13 protein-coding genes are annotated in these 17,259 nt (G+C 60.6%); 10 read left to right on the top strand and 3 right to left on the bottom strand.

Going from position 1 to position 17,259, the window contains the following annotated elements:
- Positions 1–61 precede the first annotated feature (61 nt).
- The 6 genes from MVC20_RS16985 to MVC20_RS16960 all read left to right on the top strand — a co-directional run bounded on the left by MVC20_RS16985 (position 62) and on the right by MVC20_RS16960 (position 8,659).
- Positions 62–1,432 carry an aminotransferase gene (locus MVC20_RS16985; RefSeq protein WP_297543528.1) on the top strand — a complete coding sequence of 457 codons (1,371 nt, stop codon included), beginning with the start codon at positions 62–64 and terminating at the stop codon, positions 1,430–1,432.
- Positions 1,433–1,659: 227 nt separating this feature from the next.
- Complete coding sequence (locus MVC20_RS16980) at positions 1,660–2,769, top strand: ABC transporter ATP-binding protein (RefSeq protein ID WP_297543526.1); 1,110 nt, start codon at positions 1,660–1,662, stop codon at positions 2,767–2,769.
- A 110-nt stretch (positions 2,770–2,879) separates the two neighbouring features.
- Positions 2,880–3,995: an extracellular solute-binding protein gene (locus MVC20_RS16975; RefSeq protein ID WP_297543524.1), complete on the top strand. Its 1,116-nt coding sequence runs from the start codon at positions 2,880–2,882 to the stop codon at positions 3,993–3,995.
- A 98-nt stretch (positions 3,996–4,093) separates the two neighbouring features.
- A complete protein-coding gene (locus MVC20_RS16970; protein WP_297543522.1) occupies positions 4,094–5,758 on the top strand; it encodes an ABC transporter permease in 1,665 nt (554 codons plus the stop codon).
- 5 nt (positions 5,759–5,763) lie between these two features.
- Positions 5,764–6,954, top strand: coding sequence for an ABC transporter permease (locus MVC20_RS16965; RefSeq protein WP_297543520.1), 1,191 nt, complete (start codon positions 5,764–5,766; stop codon positions 6,952–6,954).
- An 82-nt stretch (positions 6,955–7,036) separates the two neighbouring features.
- Positions 7,037–8,659, top strand: a complete 1,623-nt coding sequence (locus MVC20_RS16960; RefSeq protein ID WP_297543518.1) for a GMC family oxidoreductase N-terminal domain-containing protein — start codon at positions 7,037–7,039, stop codon at positions 8,657–8,659.
- Here the strand turns inward: MVC20_RS16960 and MVC20_RS16955 are convergent.
- Positions 8,647–9,264, bottom strand: a complete 618-nt coding sequence (locus tag MVC20_RS16955; protein WP_297543516.1) for a TetR/AcrR family transcriptional regulator — start codon at positions 9,262–9,264, stop codon at positions 8,647–8,649. The genes MVC20_RS16960 and MVC20_RS16955 overlap by 13 nt on opposite strands.
- Before the next feature lie 97 nt (positions 9,265–9,361).
- On the bottom strand, positions 9,362–9,520 hold the full coding sequence (locus MVC20_RS16950) for a hypothetical protein (RefSeq protein ID WP_297543514.1): 159 nt from the start codon (positions 9,518–9,520) through the stop codon (positions 9,362–9,364).
- Between the two features lie 172 nt (positions 9,521–9,692).
- On the opposite strand from MVC20_RS16950, the gene mbfA reads away from it, so the two are divergent.
- The 4 genes from mbfA to sthA all read left to right on the top strand — a co-directional run bounded on the left by mbfA (position 9,693) and on the right by sthA (position 14,538).
- Positions 9,693–10,670, top strand: coding sequence for an iron exporter MbfA (gene mbfA, locus MVC20_RS16945; protein WP_297543512.1), 978 nt, complete (start codon positions 9,693–9,695; stop codon positions 10,668–10,670).
- Between the two features lie 631 nt (positions 10,671–11,301).
- Complete coding sequence (locus tag MVC20_RS16940; protein WP_297543510.1) at positions 11,302–12,234, top strand: AEC family transporter; 933 nt, start codon at positions 11,302–11,304, stop codon at positions 12,232–12,234.
- Positions 12,235–12,264: 30 nt separating this feature from the next.
- Positions 12,265–13,098, top strand: coding sequence for an S-formylglutathione hydrolase (fghA, locus tag MVC20_RS16935; protein WP_297543508.1), 834 nt, complete (start codon positions 12,265–12,267; stop codon positions 13,096–13,098).
- Between the two features lie 3 nt (positions 13,099–13,101).
- Positions 13,102–14,538 carry a Si-specific NAD(P)(+) transhydrogenase gene (gene sthA / locus MVC20_RS16930; RefSeq protein ID WP_297543506.1) on the top strand — a complete coding sequence of 479 codons (1,437 nt, stop codon included), beginning with the start codon at positions 13,102–13,104 and terminating at the stop codon, positions 14,536–14,538.
- 55 nt (positions 14,539–14,593) lie between these two features.
- Here sthA and clpB read toward each other — a convergent pair whose 3' ends face one another.
- Positions 14,594–17,212 (bottom strand): ATP-dependent chaperone ClpB, encoded by a 2,619-nt coding sequence (gene clpB / locus MVC20_RS16925; protein WP_297543504.1) that lies wholly within the window; start codon positions 17,210–17,212, stop codon positions 14,594–14,596.
- Between the last annotated feature and the right edge of the window lie 47 nt (positions 17,213–17,259).

The raw sequence follows: 17,259 nt of genomic DNA, 5'->3' as shown, positions 1-17,259 counted from the left end.
AGATTTCGGCCCGGAATTTTTTCAAAATTCCGGTGCCCCAGAACAAACGAAAGGAACAAAAATGCTGCGGAATGACCAACTCGATCAATGGGATCGCGAGAATTTCTTTCACCCCTCCACGCATCTTGCGCAGTTCGCACGCGGCGAGGCACCCAACCGCGTGATCAAGACCGGCAGCGGCAGTCATATCGAGGATCGCGACGGCAATCGCCTGCTTGATGCCTTTGCCGGGCTTTACTGCGTCAACGTGGGCTATGGCCGCCAAGAGATTGCCGAGGCGATCGCGGCGCAGGCGCGGGAACTGGCCTATTATCACGCCTATGTGGGGCACGGGACCGAGGCGTCGATCACCTTGGCCAAGATGGTTCTGGACCGCGCACCGGCGCATATGTCCAAGGTCTATTTCGGTCTCTCGGGCAGCGACGCCAACGAGACCAACGTCAAGCTGATTTGGTATTACAACAACATCCTTGGACGCCCCGAAAAGAAGAAGATCATCAGCCGTTGGCGCGGGTATCACGGTTCGGGGCTGATGACCGGCTCGCTTACCGGCCTCGAACTCTTCCACAAGAAATTCGACCTGCCGCTGGCGCAGGTGATCCACACCGAGGCCCCCTATTATTACCGCCGCGCCAATCTGGATCAGAGCGAGGCGCAGTTTGTCGCGCATTGCGTGGCGGAGCTGGAGGCGCTGATCGCGCGCGAGGGGGCTGATACTATCGCCGCCTTTATCGGCGAGCCGGTGCTGGGCACCGGGGGAATCGTGCCGCCGCCCGCAGGCTATTGGGCCGCTATTCAGGAGGTGCTTGCCAAGCATGACATCCTGCTTGTGGCGGATGAGGTCGTGACCGGCTTTGGGCGCTTGGGCACCATGTTCGGTTCGGATCACTATGGCATGAAGCCGGACCTCATCACGATCGCCAAGGGCCTTACCAGCGCCTATGCGCCGCTCTCTGGCAGCATCGTCAGCGACCGCATGTGGAAGGTGCTGGAGCAGGGCACGGACGAGAATGGCCCCATCGGCCATGGCTGGACCTATTCGGCGCATCCTATCGGTGCGGCGGCGGGCGTGGCCAACCTCAAGCTGCTCGATGATCTGAACCTGATCGCAAACAACCGCGAAGTGGGTGGCTATCTTAATCGCGGCATGGCCGAGGCGCTGGGCGCACATGCACATGTCGGAGAAGTGCGCGGCGAAGGGATGCTCTGTGCCGTGGAGTTCGTCAAGGATCGCGATGACCGGGTATTCTTTGAGGCCGCCGACAAGGTGGGGCCGCAGATTTCCGCCGCGCTGGCGGCCGCGGGCGTCATTGCGCGTGCCATGCCGCAGGGGGATATTCTAGGCTTCGCGCCGCCCTTCTGCCTGACCAAATCCGAGGCGGATGAGGTGATTCACAAAACTACAAAAGCCGTGCAATCCGTGCTGGGATAGGCCTGTTTCCGGCGAAAACACTGCCGGGGCTCGCGCTAAAGCGGTGCGAGCCTCAGTCTCTCGCAGGAAAATTGACTTATCTTGCGTGACTTGCAGGCGATTTGACCTGCGCAGGTCGGTTTCGGGAAAAAAGCGCCGCAATCCGCTTGCATGTGAAGGGCCATCTTGTTTTAGTTTCTTCCGAACGCGAGGCAAACGCTTGCGATAAATAAAATAGGGAGCCGACTTTGGCAGATACCGGGAACAACGATGCGTTCGTTGCGTTTGAACGTGTCCAGAAGAGCTATGACGGCGAAACTCTGGTCGTCAAGGATCTGAACCTGACCATGCCCAAGGGCGAATTTCTGACGATGCTGGGGCCGTCGGGGTCAGGCAAGACGACTTGTCTGATGATGCTCGCGGGGTTCGAGACCGCCACACATGGCGAGATCAAATTGGACGGTGTGAGCATCAACAACATCCCGCCGCACAAGCGCGGAATTGGCATGGTGTTCCAGAATTACGCGCTTTTCCCGCACATGACGATTGCAGAGAACCTCAGCTTTCCGCTGGAGGTCCGCAAGATTGGCAAGTCCGACCGCGAGACCAAGGTCAAGCGGGCGCTGGAAATGGTGGAAATGGGGGCCTTTGGCGGGCGCCGCCCGTCGCAACTGTCGGGTGGGCAGCAACAGCGGGTGGCCCTCGCCCGTGCGCTGGTCTTCGAGCCCGAATTGGTGCTGATGGACGAACCGCTTGGCGCGCTGGACAAGCAGCTGCGCGAAAAGATGCAGTTCGAAATCACCCACCTTGCGCACAATCTCGGGATTACCGTGGTCTATGTGACCCATGACCAGACCGAGGCGCTGACCATGTCGGACCGTGTGGCCGTGTTCAACGATGGCCGGATCCAGCAGATTGCGCCGCCGGACGAGCTTTACGAGAGCCCCAAGAACAGCTTTGTCGCGCAGTTCATCGGTGAGAACAACACCCTCGAGGGGCGTGTCAAAGAGATCAAGAATGGCATCGCGGTTGTGCAGCTGGACAACGGCGACCTGATTGACGCCAAGCCCGTTAATGTCGAAAAGCCGGGCGACAGGACATTGGTTTCCATCCGTCCGGAGCGCGTCGAATTCAACCGGGATCGACTCAAGCCGGACGCCCATACGCTCAAGGCTGAAGTGCTGGAATTCATCTACATGGGTGACATTTTCCGCACGCGGCTACGGGTAGCGGGATCGGACGATTTCATCATCAAGACCCGCAACGCCCCCGATCAACGCCGTCTGCAGCCCGGAGAGCAGATCGAGATCGGCTGGTTGCCGGAGGATTGCCGCGCACTGGATGCGCCCCAAGTATAAGAATACGCGCGCCGGTCACGGAACCGGTGCGGGTTGAGCAAGGCCCTCGACGTTCCGCCCGTAGCGCTGGGCCCAACCATCGAAAAACGGGATAAACTGGGAGTATGTTTATGAAACTGACGAAAACCCTGCTCGCGACCACGGCTCTGACCGTCGCTGCGGGCACCGCCGTCACCGCACAGGATATGGCCAACAGCCTGACCATCGTCAGCTGGGGCGGGGCCTATCAGGCCAGCCAGGACAAAGCCTATGTTCAGCCCTATCTGGCCGCCAATCCCGGCGTGACCGCGACCTGGGACGAAAGCTCGGCTGAGGCTGTGGCCAAGCTGCGCGCGATGAACGAAGCCGGCAACATCACCTGGGATCTGGTCGATGTGGTGGCGTCCGACTCGATGCGTCTGTGCGACGAAGGTCTGGCGATGGAAATCGACCATGACGAAATGCTGGCCGCTGCGCCCGATGGCACCTCTGCCAGCGACGACTTTGGCGATCTGATCGTCAGCGACTGCTTCATTCCGCAGATCGTTTACTCGACCACTTTCGGCTATCGCACCGACATGGTGCCCGCCGGTACCGAGCCGCCGAGCAGCGTTTGTGACGTGTTCGACCTTGCCAAGTATCCCGGCAAGCGCTCGCTGCAGAAGCGCCCGATCGATAACATGGAATGGGCGCTCTATTGCGACGGCGTGGCCAAGGACGAGATTTACGACGTTCTGGGCACCGATGAGGGCGTCGAGCGCGCTCTTGCCAAGCTTGGCACGATCAAGGACCAGGTTGTCTGGTGGTCTGCCGGTGCGGAGACCCCGCAGCTTCTGGCCGATGGCGAAGTCTTCATGGGATCGACCTTCAACGGTCGCCTGTTCTCGGCAATTGCTGAACAGAACCAACCCATCGCGATGCTCTGGGACATGCAGTCCTTTGACCTCGACGGTTGGATCGTTCCCGCAGGTCTGCCCGCAGACCGTCTGGCACGCGTGATGGACTTCCTCAAGTTCGCCACCGACACCCAGCGTCTGGCCGATCAGGCCGCCTACATCTCCTATGGTCCGGCGCGCACCTCTTCGGCACCGCTGGTTGGCAAGCATGCCGACCTCGGGATCGACATGGCACCGCATATGCCGACTGATCCTGCCAACGCGGGCAACGTCCACATCTACGACTACGAGTGGTGGGCTGACAACCGCGACGATCTGGATGCCAAGTTCCAGGCGTGGCTGGCCCAGTAAACTGGCACGATCTCTGGTGGGGCCGCTTGCGGCCCCACGCTCCTTTGACCGGGCTCAAGACCCGGCTTGAATAAACAGATCACTTCGACGGGGAAGACATGAGCGATAGCACCCACACCGGCCCGATGCTTGCCGCCGATGGCACGCCGCTGAAACGCAGCCTGCGCCGCGCCTTGCGGGCCCAGAAGATGCGGGCACTGGCGCTGATCGCCCCTCTGTTGATCTTTGTCCTCCTGACCTTCATCGCGCCCATCGTCGACATGCTGTTCCGCTCCGTCGAGAACCAGATCGTTGGCAACACCCTGCCCATGACCGTCGAGGAATTGCGCGATTGGGAAGCGACCGAGGTTCCCGATGAACAGGTGTTTCGAGCGCTGTTCTTCGATCTCTTTTTGGCCGCCGAGGCCAAGGAACACACCAAGCTGGGCAGCCGCCTGAACTATGAGAAGAGCGGTATTTCCTCGCTCTTCCGGACCTCTGGGCGTGACATGGGCGACATTGGAGAGGTATTCCAAGACGCGCTGGAAGAGATTGATCCCGCCTTTGAGGAGGCCTCCACTTGGGTCGAGATGATGTCGGGTGGTGCCGGGGCAGAGCCGAACGCACGTCTGATGTCCAATCAGATCGCCCGGCTTGAGGCCCTGGAGGCAACCACCTTCAGCGGTGATGCCGAATTCCTGCCCGGTGCCGCAATTTCCGATATTCTGCCCAACACCGCGCGTGCTTATGCGGCTTTTGCTGCCTTTACCCAATTTGTCGATGGCAAGAGTGTCACCAAGGAAGAACCGTGGGAGGCAGTTTATGCCGCCCTGGCGCTCGACCTCGAGGATCCGGCCACGAAAACGGCGGTCGCCAGTTATGCCGGACCCGGTGCTGACAACTTGCGGGCGGCGGCTGCGGCAACGTTGCCGCCGATCGCGATGCGTGATGCCTTTTTCGAGTCGAACAAGGACTGGGCGAATGTGACGTTTTGGGAAACCATCAAAACCTATTCGCCGCCCTATACCACCGGCTACTTCCTGAATGCCGTGGACATGGAAAAGACGCCGCAAGGTATCGCGCTGCGCAGCGAGGATGAACGCATCTACGGCATTCTCTTTCAGCGTACGATGTTCATGTCGCTGATGATCACCTTTTCCTGTGTCGCCCTTGGCTATCCCGTGGCGTGGATTCTGGCCAATCTGCCGACGCGCACCGCGAACCTTTTGATGATCCTCGTCCTTCTGCCATTCTGGACCTCGCTTCTGGTGCGTACCAGCGCGTGGAAAGTGATGTTGCAGCAACAGGGGGTCATCAATGACGTTCTGGTATGGCTAGGTCTTGTCGCGGATGAGAGCCGTCTGGTGATGATCAACAACCAATTCGGCACAATCGTGGCGATGACGCATATCCTGCTGCCCTTCATGATCCTGCCGATGTATTCGGTGATGCAGACCATTCCCCCCAGCTATCTGCGCGCCGCCAAGTCGCTCGGGGCGAACAATTGGACGGCGTTCTGGCGCGTATACTTTCCACAGTCGGTTCCCGGAATCGGCGCGGGATCTATCCTCGTGTTCATCCTTGCCATCGGTTACTACATCACGCCCGAGATCGTGGGCGGCACCACAGGCACCTTCATTTCCAACCGGATCGCATATCATATCTCGTCCTCGCTCAACTGGGGTCTTGCGGCGGCGTTGGGCACGATCCTGCTGGCGGTGGTTCTGATCCTCTACTGGGCCTATGACAAGATCGTCGGCATCGACAACGTGAAGCTGGGGTAAGAGACATGAACGGATTCACACTGACACCGGTTGAAACCAAGCCGCTCTCCTTTTCGTTGCCAGTGATCGGCGCGGCCGGGGGCTTTGTCGGCCTCTTTGTCGGTACGGCGCATGGCTCTGGTCTGATGGGCGTTGCGATCGGGGCCGTGGCGCTCATGGTGCTGGCCTATGTTGCTCTGGTGGTCCTTGGATTGGCTCAGGAAAAGATCACGCGCTGGGGCCTTGTCGCGCTCTTTATCGTTGCGGGCGTGCTCTTGGCAGGCGTGCCGGGGTTTGTGCTCGGGCTGCTCTTTGGTCTCTTCTTCTCATGGTTCATCTTCTGGATTGGCGAAGGGCGCTATCGCGCCAATCTTGCGCCGTATCTGACCAGCGGTCAGGTGCTCTGGCACTATGCGTTCCGGGTGATCTGTGGGGCGATCTTCATCTTTCTGATCACGCCCATCCTTGTGGTGATGCCGCTCAGCTTCAACGCGCAGAACTTCTTTACCTTCACACCGGAGATGCTGCGGTTCGATCCCGCCGGGTATAGCCTCAAGCACTATCAGGATTTCTTCACCTCGAACGAATGGCAACAGGCGCTGCGCAATTCGCTGCTGATCGCGCCGGCAGCCACCGTTCTTTCGGTGAGCTTTGGTACGCTGGCCGCGATTGGTCTGAGCTCCGAACATGTGCCGTTCCGCCGGGCGATCATGGCGATCCTGATCTCACCGATGATCGTGCCCCTCATCATCTCGGCGGCGGGGATGTATTTCTTCTATAGCCGGATCGGGCTGCAAGGCACTTACATTGGGGTCGTTCTGGCGCATGCGGCATTGGGTATTCCGTTTGTCATCATCACCGTGACCGCCACGCTGGTCGGATTTGACCGCTCGCTGACGCGGGCGGCGGCAAACATGGGTGCAGACCCTGTGACGACCTTCTTCCGGGTTCAGATGCCGCTCATCCTGCCGGGCGTGATTTCGGGCGGCCTCTTCGCCTTCATCACCTCTTTCGATGAGGTGGTTGTCGTGCTCTTTGTCGGTTCGGCCAATCAGCAAACCCTGCCGTGGGAGATGTTCACCGGCCTGCGTGAACAGATCAGCCCGACCATTCTGGCGGTGGCGACGATCCTTGTGGTGATCTCGATTGCGCTGCTGACGACCATGGAGTACCTGCGCCGCCGGTCCGAACGGTTGCGCGGCATGAGCCCAAGCTGATCCTTCGCATCTCTGACGCGACGTCGCGCTTTGGTCTGGGGCGGTCTCCAGCATAGCGTGGCCGGGCAGAGGGAGGCGCGCAATGGTCTATGACTACATCATCGCGGGTGGGGGATCGGCGGGCTGCGTCCTTGCGGCGCGGTTGAGCGAGGACCCTAGCATCACTGTCTGCCTGATCGAGGCAGGCGGTTCCGGGAAAGACATCTTTGTCCGCGCGCCGGGCCTCGTTGCGGCGATGGTGTCAGGCCGCCCCAAGATCAACAATTGGGCGCTGACAACCGTGCCCCAGCCGCAGCTGAACGGGCGGCGGGGATTTCAGCCGCGCGGTCGGGCGTTGGGCGGCTCGAGCGCGATCAACGCCATGCTCTACGTGCGCGGCCACCCCTCCGATTATGATGAGTGGGCCGAACTTGGCTGTGATGGTTGGGATTGGCAGAGCGTTCTGCCGTGGTTTCGTGCCGCGGAACGGAATGCGCAGCATGGCGGTGCACTGCATGGCCAGTCTGGGCCACTTCAGGTCACGGACCAGAGCGCGCCGCGTGCTATTTCCGAGGCCTTCATCGCTGCCTGCGAGAGCCTGCAAATCCCCCGGAACCCCGATTTCAACGGCACGACCCAAGAGGGTGCGGGGCATTATCAGGTTACGCAGTTCTTTGACGGTCCGCGCCGCGGCGAACGCTGCTCGGCCGCGGCTGCCTATCTCTTTCCGGCAATGAGGCGGTCCAATCTGACGGTGATCAGCCGAGCCATGGCCGAGCGCGTGATCTTTGACGGCAAACGCGCCACGGGCCTCCGCTACCGCCACAAGGGGCGCGAGCAAGAGATACGCGCGCGACGCGAAGTGATCCTGAGCGGTGGGGCCTTCGGTTCGCCGCAGCTTCTCATGCTGTCAGGGATCGGCCCAGCCGAGGTGTTGCAGGCGCAGGGTATCGCGCCTCTGCATGACCTGCCGGGTGTGGGTGAAAACCTGCAGGATCATCTGGACTACATCCTCGCGGAAACCTCGAAGCGCGATGATGTCATCAGCCTGGATCCCAAGGGCCTCTGGCATCTGGGCAGGGCGGCCTTGGAATGGCGCAAGACCGGGCAGGGATCTTTCGCAACGCCCTATGCCGAGGCCGGGGCGCTTTTGCGCTCTGGTCCGGATGTGGAGCGCCCGGACCTGCAACTGCATTTCGTCATCGGAATTGTCGAGGATCACATGCGAACCCTGCATTTTCGCCCCGGCTATTCCTGTCATGTCTGCGTGTTGCGGCCTCATAGCCGGGGGCGGGTGACGCTACGCTCTGCCCGTGCCACGGATGCGCCGCTGATTGATCCGGCGTTCCTGAGCGATCCGCGCGATCTGGCGCTGATGATGCATGGGGCGCGGCAGATGGACAGGATCTTGCGCGCGCCTGCGCTCACACCCTGGCGCAAGGAGCGTCTGCACCCGCATGATTGGTCAGATGCGGCACTCGAGGCCGATATTCGCGCCCGTGCCGATACGATCTATCACCCTGTCGGAACCTGCGCGATGGGGCGCGGGGATATGGCTGTGGTCGATCCCGCCGCGCGTGTTCACGGGGTTGAGGGGCTGCGCGTGGTTGATGCGTCGATCATGCCGCGCCTCGTCGGCGGTAATACCAACGCGCCCACGATCATGATGGCTGAAAAGATCGCGGCGGACATGCTGGGACGCGCGGCCCCCAATCAGGCGCGATAGCGGGCCAGAAACATTTCGACCGCGCCATTGACCACACGCTCGATATCCGCCTCCGATACCTCTATGCACATGCCACATAGGCTGCGGATAAAGAGATCGCCCTTGCACAGTTCACCGAACTGAATGGCGGCGAGATCCATGTCGTCGATATTCAGCACCCCGGCTTCGACATAGGGGCGCAGAACCTTGCTCAGCCGTTCGCGCACGAGATCCGGACCAGAGGCATAGAAGCGTTGGCCCAATTCGGGAAAGCGATGCGACTCCGACACGCAGATGCGAAACACCTGCTGGCCGAAATCCGACAGAAAGAACCTTACGATCCGCGTGGCCGCCTCGTGCAACACATGCTCGATGCTCGCCCCCTTGCCGATCACTTCCAGCGCCTCTTCGGCTTGTCGATTGCATTCGACCCGTGCCACTTCGGAAAAGAGCAGCCGTTTGTCCGGGAAATAGCTGTAGAGCGTCGCCTTGGATACCTGCGCCTCTCGCGCGATTTCATCGACGCTGGCACCTTCAAATCCGTCGCGCATGAACACCCGCCGCGCCCCTTCGAGCACTTGGTCGAACTTGCGACCTTTCTTGATTTCAACGGCGGGTGCCGACATCCTACCCCTCCCCACAGGTCGGGACAGTGTAGTCGGCCCAACCCCGTAACCGCAAGCCCGTCTGCGCGCGGTCACGGAGCGGTGTTCCTGAAGTAACTTATCGGTTGATACCGGAATTGCCCTGCGTCACGGGCGCGGGCGCAGGTTCGGGATAGGTCAGCGTTGGTGTCAGGCTGCTGGTATCAAAGCTGAAGGCCAGGGCAGGAACCGCCATCAGGCTGAGCGAGAGGGTGAGAACGGTCAGGGCGTGTTTCATGTCGAACTCCATAACTGAACTAATCTGTTCACTTTCATATCTAAACAGATCAGTTCAGAAATCAAGACAAAACTAAACAGATCGGTTCACTTTTTGCGCGGCATCACGCCCCTTTGCCTTTGCTGAAACGGCGCGCTACAGTGATTTAGAACAATTCTAATCGAGGTATCCGATGATTCCCGGCATGACATCCCGCCGCCGTTTTCGTGATTTGAGCGAACAGGAAATTCTGGCCCTCGCGATTTCCTCGGAAGAAGATGACGCGCGCATCTACCGCTCCTATGCAGAAATGTTGCGCCAGGATTTCCCGGACACGGCCGCGATATTCGATGGCATGGCGGCCGAAGAAGACGGCCACCGCAAGCGCCTGATCGAGTTGCATCGCAGCCGCTTTGGCGAAGTGATCCCGCTGATCCGGCGCGAGCACGTCGCCGGTTTCTATGCCCGGCGCCCGATCTGGCTGGTCGAGAATCTCGGGATCGAGCGTATTCGTGACGAAGCCGAGGCGATGGAGCGTGATGCCGGTGCCTTTTACCTCAAGGCCGCGCAGCGCACTGCGGATGCCGCGACGCGCAAGTTGCTTGGGGATCTCGCGGCGGCGGAGGCCGGGCACCAATCCCGCGCCGGAGAGCTGGAGGCCAAGCATCTCGATGCAGACGCGCGCGATGCCGAAGACCGCACCGCGAAACGGCAGTTCGTGCTGACATGGGTTCAGCCGGGGCTTGCCGGGTTGATGGACGGCTCCGTGTCCACGCTCGCGCCGATCTTTGCTACGGCCTTTGCCACGCAGGACACATGGACGACCTTCCTCGTCGGCCTAGCGGCCAGTGTCGGCGCGGGCATTTCCATGGGCTTCACCGAGGCCGCCAGCGATGATGGCGAACTCTCGGGGCGCGGCAGCCCGATGAAGCGCGGTTTTGCCTCGGGCATCATGACCACGGTCGGTGGGCTTGGCCATGCGCTGCCCTATCTCATCCCGGATTTCTGGACGGCGACGATCATTGCCTTTGTCATTGTGTTTGTCGAACTCTGGGCGATCGCCTGGATTCAGAACAAATACATGGAAACGCCGTTCTTTCGAGCGGCGTTCCAAGTGGTTCTCGGCGGTGCCCTGGTTTTTGCAGCCGGTGTTCTGATCGGAAGCGGCTAGGCGCTAGTCACCATTTTCAAACGGTGCAGGCGGAGACCTGCGCGGCTCAGGCGTGGTTGCGTTCGGCGGACTATTTGTCGACGAGGGTGTGTCTGTGGTGGCACCGGACCTCTGTTGATCGAGATACCGCTCCAAATCCCACACACAGTATGCTTCGGACCCTGAGCATGTGAATGCTCTGTCTTCGGCGAAAAGAGTATAGTCTGTCGTCCCCGAGGATGTGGATGACGGATAATACGTCTCCTTCATATCATACTGTTTTCCGCGAACGGTGATCTTGTAGGTCCTGACCTCCGGCGTGCAGCCAAGAAGAACAATCACCGCTGAAAAGGCGATAAGTTTTTTATGTAAAGGCATAGCTATCCCCCCAAATCTTCGCGTGCCTAACGCGAAATGCGCACAGCAATCTAATCAGGGCGGAGATTGATCTTAGTAGAATTATGTAAAAACCTTGATCAGATCGCGCAGGTAGCAGCCACACCACCACCCGCGTGAGAGCATATCAGAAAGGGCTGAAAAAGATAGAGCGCAGGCAGCCCATCCGCTCATGAGCATGCCGCGCGACGTAATCTTGTCTAGTAGGCATATGGTTGCGATTGACCCTGCCCTTCTGCCTGTCTACCAAACCCGCATGCTGAGTATCTTTCTTCAGACCCTACCTTTCTTCATGATCATCGGGCTAGGGTATGGCGCCGGGCGCAGCGGGTTCTTTCCCGAGGCGGCGACAGCGTGGTTGACCAAGTTCGTGTTTTACTTTGCGCTTTCGGCGATGCTCTTTCGGTTTTCGGCCAACCTGACACTGGCTGAGGTGCTGGATTGGAATTTCATTCTGGCCTACCTCTGGGCCACGGCCTTTGTCTATGGGATCGCTACGGCGGTGGCGCTCTTGCGCCGCGTGAATGTGCAGGAGGTCGCCATCGAGGCGCAATGCGCGGTCATCGGCAACGTGGGGTTTCTCGGTGTGCCGATGCTGGCCATGCTGATGGGCGAGGCGGCGATCGGCTGGGTGATGATCGTGCTGGCGGTCGACCTTATCGTGTTTGGCTCGCTTGTCGTCATTCTGATCACCGGCTCACGTGATGGGCGGCTCAGCCTTGGCATCCTGCGCACGGTCGGCATGGGTCTTTTGAAGAATCCGATGATTGTTTCGATCGTTCTGGGCCTGACTTGGTCTGGGCTGCGCTTGCCCATTCCGGACCCGATCAACGATTTCGTGCGTATTCTGGGCGGCGCGGCGACGCCCGGCGCGCTCTTTGCCATCGGGGCTTCGCTTGCGTCGAAATCGGCAGAGCGGCCGTATATCGCGGGCTGGCTATCCTTTTGCAAGCTGGTGCTGCACCCGATTTTCGTGGCCTTTGCTGCTCTCTACCTGTTCGAGGTCGACCCCTATGCCGGGGCGGTGATGATCGCGGCGGCCAGCCTGCCGGTGGCGGGCAATGTGTTCATGCTTGCGCAACATTATGGCGTCGCGCCCAAGCGTGTATCGTCCTCGATTCTGATTTCCACCGGCGCTGCCATCATCACGGTGTCGCTTGTCATCGGTTGGGTGAACCAACTTTACTGAACAGTCCTACGGACGTTAGAGGAGAACATGATGAAAACGGTTTCGGAAAACACCTGTTTCGGCGGCACGCAGGGCGTCTACACCCACACCTCGGACGTGTGCGGCGTCGACATGACATTCGGCCTCTTTCTGCCTGCCGAGGCGCAGGACGGTCAGGTGCCGGTACTTTGGTATCTCTCGGGCCTGACCTGCACTCATGAGAACGCGATGACCAAGGCCGGCGCACAGGGCTGGGCGGCGGAACAGGGCATCGCGCTCGTTTTTCCGGATACAAGCCCGCGCGGCGATGGTGTGGCCAATGATGACGCCTATGATCTCGGGCAGGGGGCCGGGTTCTATGTGAATGCAACCCAATCTCCCTGGGCGCCGCATTTCCAGATGTGGGATTATGTCGCCACGGAATTGCCAGCGTTGATCGGTGAGAATTTTGCCCTCGATATGGACCGCCAGGCCATCACCGGGCATTCCATGGGCGGGCATGGCGCGCTGACGCTGGCCATGTCGCTGCCGGGGCGGTTCCGGTCCGTGTCGGCCTTCTCTCCTATCTGCAACCCGACCAACAGCGATTGGGGGCGCAAGCAGTTCACGGCCTATCTCGGCGCGGACGAGTCCGCTTGGGCGGCACATGACGCCAGCCTCTTGATGGCAGAGCGCGGCTTTGACGGGCCGGTTCTTGTGGATACCGGCACCAAGGATCAATTCCTTGACCTGTTGCGCCCCGAAACGCTGGCCCATGCCATGACCGCCCGCCGCCAGGAGGGCACATTCCGGATGCAAAAGGGCTATGACCACAGCTATTTCTTCATCTCGACATTCATGGAGGACCACGTGGCCTTTCATGCCGAGGCGCTTTATGCGGATTGAGACATGAGCCATTATGACCTGATCATCGTTGGCAGTGGTCCCGCAGGCCGGGCCGCTGCCATTCAGGCGGGCAAGCTCAAACGGCGTGTGCTGGTGATTGACCGCAAGGACCGATTGGGCGGCGTGTCGGTGCATACCGGCACGATCCCCTCCAAGACGCTGCGCGAGACCGTGCTCAACCTGTCGGGGTGGCGCGAGCGCAGCTTTTACGGCCGCTCTTACCGGGTCAAGGACAACATCGGTGCCGATGACCTCAAGGCCCGGCTGCATATGACCCTGGATCACGAGGTTGATGTTCTGGAGCATCAGTTCAATCGCAACCATGTGGACACGTTGCACGGAATGGCGCGTTTTATGGACGCAAATTCCATCGAGGTTGCGACCGAGGCGGGCGATGTCACGCGCCTGACCGCCGACCGTTTCCTGATCGCCACGGGCACCAAGACCTATCGGCCCGATACGGTTCCTTTCAACGGCCGCACGGTGGTGGATAGCGACGAGTTTCTGGAACTGGCGCAGATTCCACGCAGTCTGATCGTCGTGGGCGCGGGCGTGATCGGGGTGGAATATGCCACGATGTTTTCCGCCCTTGACGTGCGCGTCACCCTGATCGAGCCGCGCGACACCTTTCTCGATTTCATCGACCGGACGCTCATTCAGGATTTCACCCATCAAATCCGCGAGAATGGTGTTGATCTGCGACTTGGCGCTGCCATCGAGCGGATCGAGGACGCGGGCGAGCATGTCGAGGTGAGCCTTGCCAACGGCCGCCATGTGCGCGCCGAAATGCTGCTCTTTGCTGCCGGACGGATGGGGGCAACCTCTGCGCTCAATCTGGCGGCGGCCGGGATCAAGACCGATCATCGCAACCGGATCGAGGTCAATCGCAAGACCTATCAAACGGTGGTGCCGCATATCTATGCTGCGGGGGATGTGATCGGGCATCCCAGCCTTGCCTCGACCTCGGTGCAACAGGGGCGCGTCGCGGCCTGTCACGCGCTCGAAACCCCGACCCTGCCTGAAAGCCCCTGGTTTCCCTATGGCATCTATTCCGTGCCGGAAATCTCCACCTGCGGCATGTCCGAAGAGGAAATGCAGGCGCGCGGAATTCCCTATGAGGTGGGCGTTGCGCGGTTTCGCGAAACTAGCCGCGGGCATATCATGGGGCTGGAGCACGGCATGCTGAAAATGCTCTTCTCGCTCAAGACGCGCCGGGTTCTGGGGGTGCAGATCGTGGGCGAGGGGGCGACGGAGCTGATCCACATCGCGCAGGCGGTTTTGAACCTCAAGGGCACGGTGGATTATTTCGTGCAGAACACGTTCAATTATCCGACGCTGGCTGAGGCCTATAAGATCGCGGGTCTCGATGCCTTTAACCGGATGCCCATTCCCGAGGAATACAAGGTCAGGCGGGATGGGGCGAAGTCAGATACAGTCTGACCGATGTGCCCTAAAGAAAACGCCCCTCTGATCACTCAGAGGGGCGTTTCCAGTCTTAGTGGACCACCGCGTCCTTGGGCGGTTCCTGGTTGGTGCTGCCGACCCGGTTGCCGATGATGAGCCCCTCGGGCCCCGCAGTCACCGGAACAACCGATCCGTCAAGGATATCCCCCGACAAGAGCGCCTCGGCCAGAGGGTCCTGCAACGCGCGTTGGATCACCCGCTTGAGAGGGCGCGCGCCATAGACGGGATCATAGCCCTCGTCAGCCAGCCATTTGCGAGCGCTGTCGTCCAGTTCCAGTTGGATCTTGCGGGCTGCCAGCCGCTTGAGCAGGCGTGCCATCTGGATATCGACGATACCGTCCATCTGCGGCCGTGTGAGGCGGTCAAAGACCACGATCTCATCAAGCCGGTTCAGGAACTCGGGCCGGAAATGCGCGCGTACGGCATCCATGACATCGCGCTTGGCGCTTGCGGCATCTGCCCCCTCAGGCAACTGGCTGAGCGCCTGAGAGCCAAGGTTCGACGTCAGGATGATCAGCGTCTGCTTGAAATCCACGGTGCGGCCCTGACCATCCGTCAGCACGCCATCATCGAGCACCTGCAAGAGCACGTTGAACACCTCGGGATGCGCCTTTTCGACCTCGTCGAACAGGACCACCTGATAGGGTCTGCGACGCACGGCCTCGGTCAGCACGCCGCCTTCGTCATAGCCGACATAGCCCGGAGGCGCACCGATCAGACGCGAGACAGAATGCTTTTCCATGAATTCGCTCATGTCGATCCGAACCATGGCGCTGTCATCGTCGAAGAGGAACTCGGCCACGGCCTTGGTCAATTCGGTCTTGCCGACGCCGGTTGGCCCAAGGAAGAGGAAGCTACCCAAGGGGCGCCCCTCGTCGTTCAACCCGGCGCGTGCGCGGCGCACGGCATTGGCCACAGCCTTGACGGCGGTGTTCTGGCCGATGACCCGGCGGTGGAGGTTGTCCTCCATGCCCAAGAGCTTGTCGCGCTCGCCTTCCAGCATCTTGGCGGTGGGGATGCCGGTCCAGCGTTCCACCACCTGCGCGATCTGCTCGGGGCGCACGGCCTCTTCGACCATCACGCCATCGTCGCCTTGGGTTTCGGCCTCGGACAGTTGTTTTTCCAGCCCGGGAATGACGCCATAGCTCAGCTCACCGGCGCGGGCGAGATTGCCTTCGCGCTTGGCGATGTCCAACTCGGCACGGGCGCGGTCAAGCTGTTCCTTGAGGTCGCGCGCGCCGGCCAGCTTGTCACGCTCGGCCTGCCATTTCGCGGTCATCTCGGAGGACCGCTGTTGCAGGTCGCCCAGTTCCTTTTCGAGTTTTTCCAGCCGGTCGCGCGAGGCGGCATCGTCCTCTTTCTTGAGCGCCTCTGCCTCGATCTGCTTTTGCAGGATCTCGCGGTCGAGCGCGTCAAGCTCTTCGGGCTTGCTGTCCACTTCCATGCGCAGACGGCTTGCGGCCTCGTCCATCAGGTCGATCGCCTTGTCGGGCAGGAACCGGTCGGTGATATAGCGATGCGAGAGCGTGGCGGCGGCGACAAGCGCGGAGTCAGAGATGCGCACGCCGTGGTGCAGTTCGTATTTCTCCTTGATGCCGCGCAGGATCGAGATCGTGTCCTCGACGGTCGGTTCTTCGACCACAAGCGGCTGGAACCGACGGGCGAGCGCCGCGTCCTTTTCCACATGCTTGCGATACTCATCGAGCGTGGTCGCGCCGATGCAGTGCAATTCGCCGCGCGCGAGAGCCGGTTTGATGAGGTTGGCGGCATCCATGGCGCCATCGGCCTTGCCGGCGCCCACCAGAGTGTGCATCTCGTCGATGAAAAGGATGATTTCGCCAGCGGCAGAGGTGACTTCGTTCAGCACGCCCTTCAACCGTTCCTCGAATTCACCGCGATATTTGGCCCCCGCAATCAGCGCGCCCATGTCGAGCGACAAAAGTCGCTTGTTGCGCAGGGACTCGGGCACGTCGCCATTGACGATGCGCAGGGCCAGACCCTCGGCGATGGCGGTTTTACCCACCCCCGGCTCACCGATCAGAACCGGGTTGTTCTTGGTTCGGCGACTGAGCACCTGCATGGCGCGGCGAATTTCATCATCACGGCCGATGATGGGATCAATCTTGCCCTCGCGTGCGGCCTTGGTCAGGTCGCGGGCATACTTTTCCAGGGCTTCGTAGGTGTCCTCTGCCGAAGCGCTATCGGCCGTGCGCCCCTTGCGAATGTCGTTGATTGCCTCGTTGAGTTTCTGCGCGGATACCGCGCCAGCCTCCAGCGCATCCTTGGCGGGGGATTTCACCAGCGCGAGCGCGGTCAGGATGCGCTCGACGGGAACAAAGCTGTCGCCTGCCTTTTGCGCCAGTTTCTCGGCCTCGGCCAGAACCTTGCCGGTTTGCTGATCCATATAGGTTTGCCCGGCGTCGCCCGAGACACGCGGAATCTTGGCCAGTGCGATATCGTTGGCCTGTGTCACGCGTTCCGGCGCGCCACCGGCGCGTTTGATCAGGTTGCTGGCCAGCCCCTCGGGGTCGTCAAGCAGCGCCTTCAGAATATGTTCGGGGGACAGTTTTTGATGGCTTTCGCGCATCGCGATGGTTTGTGCCGCCTGAATGAAACCACGCGACCGTTCCGTGAACTTGTTGAAGTCCATGGGCTTTCTCCTTTTTACAAGCGTTCCCCCGGGGGCGCACCCAGCAT

The organism is Roseovarius sp., assembly GCF_027019125.1.
Taxonomy (GTDB): domain Bacteria; phylum Pseudomonadota; class Alphaproteobacteria; order Rhodobacterales; family Rhodobacteraceae; genus Roseovarius.
Note: the sequence above shows the minus strand (reverse complement) of the source record. Positions and strands in the feature narration are given on the sequence as shown.

Coding starts and splice junctions, on each gene's coding strand:
- MVC20_RS16985 (WP_297543528.1), top strand. CDS start 62: ATGCTGCGGAATGACCAACTCGATCAATGGGATCGCGAGAATTTCTTT.
- MVC20_RS16975 (WP_297543524.1), top strand. CDS start 2,880: ATGAAACTGACGAAAACCCTGCTCGCGACCACGGCTCTGACCGTCGCT.
- MVC20_RS16970 (WP_297543522.1), top strand. CDS start 4,094: ATGAGCGATAGCACCCACACCGGCCCGATGCTTGCCGCCGATGGCACG.
- MVC20_RS16965 (WP_297543520.1), top strand. CDS start 5,764: ATGAACGGATTCACACTGACACCGGTTGAAACCAAGCCGCTCTCCTTT.
- MVC20_RS16960 (WP_297543518.1), top strand. CDS start 7,037: ATGGTCTATGACTACATCATCGCGGGTGGGGGATCGGCGGGCTGCGTC.
- MVC20_RS16955 (WP_297543516.1), bottom strand. CDS start 9,264: ATGTCGGCACCCGCCGTTGAAATCAAGAAAGGTCGCAAGTTCGACCAA.
- MVC20_RS16950 (WP_297543514.1), bottom strand. CDS start 9,520: ATGAAACACGCCCTGACCGTTCTCACCCTCTCGCTCAGCCTGATGGCG.
- mbfA (WP_297543512.1), top strand. CDS start 9,693: ATGATTCCCGGCATGACATCCCGCCGCCGTTTTCGTGATTTGAGCGAA.
- MVC20_RS16940 (WP_297543510.1), top strand. CDS start 11,302: ATGCTGAGTATCTTTCTTCAGACCCTACCTTTCTTCATGATCATCGGG.
- fghA (WP_297543508.1), top strand. CDS start 12,265: ATGAAAACGGTTTCGGAAAACACCTGTTTCGGCGGCACGCAGGGCGTC.
- sthA (WP_297543506.1), top strand. CDS start 13,102: ATGAGCCATTATGACCTGATCATCGTTGGCAGTGGTCCCGCAGGCCGG.
- clpB (WP_297543504.1), bottom strand. CDS start 17,212: ATGGACTTCAACAAGTTCACGGAACGGTCGCGTGGTTTCATTCAGGCG.